Origin of the sequence: Streptomyces sp. NPDC006283 (assembly GCF_040613325.1) — a bacterium.
Lineage (GTDB): Bacteria > Actinomycetota > Actinomycetes > Streptomycetales > Streptomycetaceae > Streptomyces.
In genome coordinates, this window is sequence record NZ_JBEXRZ010000349.1 from 1 (window position 1) to 4,229 (window position 4,229).

2 protein-coding genes and 3 pseudogenes are annotated in these 4,229 nt (G+C 66.3%); 2 read left to right on the forward strand and 3 right to left on the reverse strand.

The window, feature by feature from the left end:
• Positions 1-1,216 precede the first annotated feature (1,216 nt).
• The gene (locus tag ABZ070_RS35595) at positions 1,217-1,621 is read right to left on the reverse strand and encodes a DUF2690 domain-containing protein (protein WP_356640148.1); all 405 of its coding nucleotides are present in this window, start codon (positions 1,619-1,621) and stop codon (positions 1,217-1,219) included.
• Positions 1,622-1,881: 260 nt separating this feature from the next.
• Between ABZ070_RS35595 and ABZ070_RS35600 the strand changes: the two are divergent.
• Positions 1,882-2,056: pseudogene (locus tag ABZ070_RS35600) on the forward strand (ISNCY family transposase); the annotation flags it as partial.
• Positions 2,057-2,524: 468 nt separating this feature from the next.
• Positions 2,525-3,109, forward strand: coding sequence for a hypothetical protein (locus tag ABZ070_RS35605; protein ID WP_356640150.1), 585 nt, complete (start codon positions 2,525-2,527; stop codon positions 3,107-3,109).
• Between the two features lie 200 nt (positions 3,110-3,309).
• On the opposite strand, the pseudogene ABZ070_RS35610 reads toward ABZ070_RS35605, so the two are convergent.
• Positions 3,310-3,579 (reverse strand): annotated as a pseudogene (locus ABZ070_RS35610) (transposase); the annotation flags it as partial.
• Positions 3,580-3,646: 67 nt separating this feature from the next.
• A pseudogene (locus tag ABZ070_RS35615) lies at positions 3,647-3,973 on the reverse strand (IS5/IS1182 family transposase); the annotation flags it as partial.
• Between the last annotated feature and the right edge of the window lie 256 nt (positions 3,974-4,229).

A 4,229-nucleotide genomic window follows, 5' to 3' on the forward strand; every position in this document is an offset into this window, starting at 1 on the left:
CGACATGATCAACCTGCGTGCTTCAACCCCCACCACACACAGACCAACGACCCAGGTCAGCCGCCGTCACCGCTAATCACGCACGAGGTCGTTAGCGAATTCACCTGCGATTGATCGGGGTTGGGTCGTGGCTTGACGACGGCCGCGCGGGTTCTTTATGTGTGACCAAGAAGTGGGCCCGCGCGGCTTTGTCCCGTCCTGCCTTCTGCGGTGTGAGTCGCCAGCGCCTCGGGGAGTTGCTCGATGGACTCGGACGCCCGGTGGCAGGCGGGCTGTGATGGCGAGCGTCATGACCGGCGTGGTGGTGCCCGACGCAGGCACCGCGGTGCGGGGCCGAAGTACACACTCACCTTCCATGGTCGGCTGGTGGTCACGCTCGTCGGCCTGCGCACCGGCCTCATTCAGGAGGCACTCGCCGTGGTCTGCGGTGTCAGCTCCTCCACGATTGTCCGGGCGATCGGCGAGGTTCGATCCGTACTCACTCGCGGCCGGCGGCTTCGCTGTGCCTGTTCGGGCTCACCCGCAGGCGCCGTGCCACCCGGCTTGATTTTCTCTCGAACAGCTCGGCCGCCTGCATCCGCACCGACTCCCGGCGTAGGCGTCCCAGACGTCAGCCCGCCCCCATCCGCATACCTCACACACAAATGAACTACAGCCAACAGCTCATGAACGTACGGCACTCCGGGAAACCTCACCCTAATGAGCCGAAGTCAGTAATGACGGGCGTATGGCTGGGCAAGGAGCTGTCCGAGGCGCAGGTGGCCGGGGAAGCCGATGAGATCCGGTACCGGCATCTACGCCGTTGACTCGAGCGAACTGCTCGGCTTCGGTACCGTGGCCGGGGCGCACTCCAGGCCGCTGTGCTGCACTACCTGGATGTGCAGGCCGAGAACCTCGGCGAGCGGATCATCATCCGCCAATACGACGACCCAGCCTGATTCTCACACGTCACAGGCTCGGTGACGGCAGTACGGCACACCGTAGATACGGTATGCCGTAATGACGTTTCGCCGCCAGAACGGCGGACCGTAATGCCGTTGTGCCGTTCCAACGGCGGTACGGTGAGCGATCCTACGCGCTGCTGAACCAGAAGGGGCTTCGACAGGCCCTGTGGCCGGAGCAGCTCCGCAGGGTGGACTCCCCGGCCAGCGCCCTGTCCTCGCGATCTGCGCTCGGTAGTACAAGGGGAGTGCGGGGTTGTTTCGTGTGCTGTGAGTTACCGGCAGGGGGTGTATGTGGCTCCGTCGCCGGCCTTGGCCGGACCTGTGCCGTCCACCATGTACGTCCAGGCGACGGTGTATCCGGACGGAACGCGGAACCGCACGTTGTATCCGCTCGGGCCGCACTCCTTGACCGAGAGGACGCTCGCGGGAGCGGGCCTTTCGATGCGGGCCCAGTTCGAACGGCACGAGGGGCTGTAGCGGAGCTGGACGGTCCCTGCCAGCGTGTTCACCCGCGCCACGGTGTACGCGTCGGCACTGCAGCCGGCCTGGTTGGGATCAAGCCCCCGGCAGCCCGAGCCGTGACAACCGGCTGTCGGTGCGGCCTGGGCGGCCGGCGCGAACGCGGTACCCGCGGCCGCCACCATGACACCAAGACCCACAGCGATGAACCTTTTCACCACAAACCTCCACGCACACTCTGACGACACGGTGACCGACAAACCGTCGGTTACCCCGCCGAGACGACGAACCACTCGGCGCAGCAACAGTGGACCTCCGCACCCGGCACACGAAAGACACTTTTCAGCTCACCCGTACGGCAGACCTCCCGCGCCCGACTTCGACAGCCCGCTGGGATCTGAACGAAACCCGAGCTCCGCCCCTGCCCGCCTTCGATGAAGGAGGCGGCCGGGGCCGGTCCTGTGCAGGCCGCCCCCGGGTCGTCGATCACCAGCTCCAGAGCGGGAACCCAGCCGACGCACCTCAAACTGGTGCTCTCGGTGGGACGCTTCACCAGGCTGACCGGCCGGCCGCCCGGCACGGTCGTCGCCGACTGCGGCTTCAGCACCGCGGCCAACGACTTGGCTCTCCGGTCAGTCCTCCTTCCCCGCGTTTACGATCAGGGAGGCCTTCAGATCAGCCAGCTTCCGCTCGAGGTTCGAGCTCGCCACGTCGACGCCGATTGGCCCAGGAGCTGGCAGGCGTGTATCAGGAGGTCCGCAAGCAGACGGACAGTGCGCGTGAGGAGTTTCTTTGAGGCGTCACGGGAGACGATGCGGACGCCGCCCCGCCCGGGCCGCCGAAGGAGGCCCACATGACGTTGCAGGAGTGACGGCCGCCACCTTGGCGCGGGAGCCGCCGGGCCGATGCCTCGACTCGCATGCTTCATGGGCCATTGTGTTGATTCGTTGCCGCGCCTCTCAACTGCGTTGCCTTCAGCACCGAATGATGCCCTGGGGAAGTTGCTGGGCTTCCCGTCGGTTCGAGAAGGAGCAGTTCACATGAGTCCTGAGAATAGGTCCCCTGGCGGTTTCGGTCTTCCTCGGCGGGGCAGGTGGTTCGTTGGCAGTGCGATGGCATCGGTGGCGCTGGGGATGCTGGGCTTCTCCGGCACCGCGGTGGCGACCGGCGCGCAGCAACAGGTGGTCCCGGCGAACGAGGCGCCTGAAGGTGACGAATGTAAGGGCAACGGGTTCGAGCTTTCCGGCTTCATGGGGCCGATGGGCGACGATTTTGACCTCGGCTTTGGCGGCACGGACAAGTGCAGGGTCGGCCCCACCGGTCCGACCGGTCCGACCGGCCCCACCGGCCCGAAGGGCGACACTGGCCCGATCGGCGACACCGGACCTGCAGCCACGCTCCACATCACTAGGGTGTTCGGGAACCAAGTCTTCGTGACGCCGCCTAGCAGGTCCGAAACCAGCACCGCCGTCTGTCCGGAGGGGCAGGTGGCGATCTCCGGCGGTTACGGCCTGACCTTCGGTGCGATCGCAGGTGTCTCCCGGCAGACCACGACCAACACCCCCGGCGACAGTTGGGAGGTCTTCGTCGAGAATCCTTACTCCACCAATGACCAATCCGGGATTGCCATCGCGTACTGCGCACCCGGAACATCAGCCGCAGCAGCAAGCACCAACGGTGCGGAAGGGCTCACGCCGCGTTCCTGAGCCTGTTTTGGCTGGTTCAAGGGCGGCTCTGCTCAGTCCGTAGAGTTCAGGATGAACTGTGCGGGGGAAAACCATGAGTCGCTCACCTGGCTAGCCGAGCGGGAGTTCCTGAGGATCGCGTGAAAGCTCTCGGCATCGAGCCCTGACACGACGGCCCCGACCCTCCTGGGACGCTGTTGGTAAATCCGCCCCGCTGGATCTCATCCGGCGGGGCGGAGTGCTGCGAAGGGTGAGATGCGGGTGCGGGCGAGGGGCTTGCCGGTGAGCCAGGTATCGATGCGGGCGAGGTTGATGGCGGCGCCGGTGAGGTGGTGTTGCAACTGGGTCTTCGCGAGGCCGCGGTAGCGGGATCTGCGCAGGCCGAAGGCTTGGACGCCCTGGGAGATGGTGCCCTCGACGCCGGCGCGGTGTCCGTAGCGGCGGCGCCAGTGGTCGGTGTCCTGTTCGGTGCGGGCCTGCTGGAGAATCTCGTGCTCTCTTCGGCCGCAGGGTCAGGTTGCGGCCGGTTTCGGCGTTGGTGCAGGAGGTCCGCAGTTCGCAGGGGCCGCAGTGCCGTTCGGCGAAGCGGACGCGGGTGACTGGGGTGCCGCGGTGGCTCTGGGCGTCTCTCCACGAAACGCTGGTGTGGCCGCCGGGGCAGACGGCCCGGCGCTGGTCCCAGTCGATGGTGAAGCGGGTGCTGTCGAAGAAGTCGCCGGCCGCCTGCTGCCGGTTGGTGTTCTTTCCGACCGGTCCAACGAGGGTGATGCTGTGATCGCGGCGGGCGTGGTTGATCTGTTCGGCGTCGACGTATCCGGCGTCCACCAGGTGTTCGTCCGGCACCAGTCCGCGTTCGGCCAGGGCGGTATGGAGGTTCTCCAGCACCGCGTGGTCGTTGACCGGTGCCGGGGTGGTGTGGATGTGGGTGATCAGGTGCGGGGCGTCGGGCTCGCAGGTCTCGCTGAGGTGGACTTTGTAGCCTGACCAGCCCAGATCCCGCTTCGCCGCGGTCCTGGCCTCGGGCTCGTGGGCTTCAGTGGCTCACTTAGTACTGCAACGGTTCTTGTCGTGACGGTTGTTTGGTTTCGGGTGGTGTGTGGCCGCGTTGTTTGTAGTGGCTGAGGCGGGCTTGGTGTTGTCG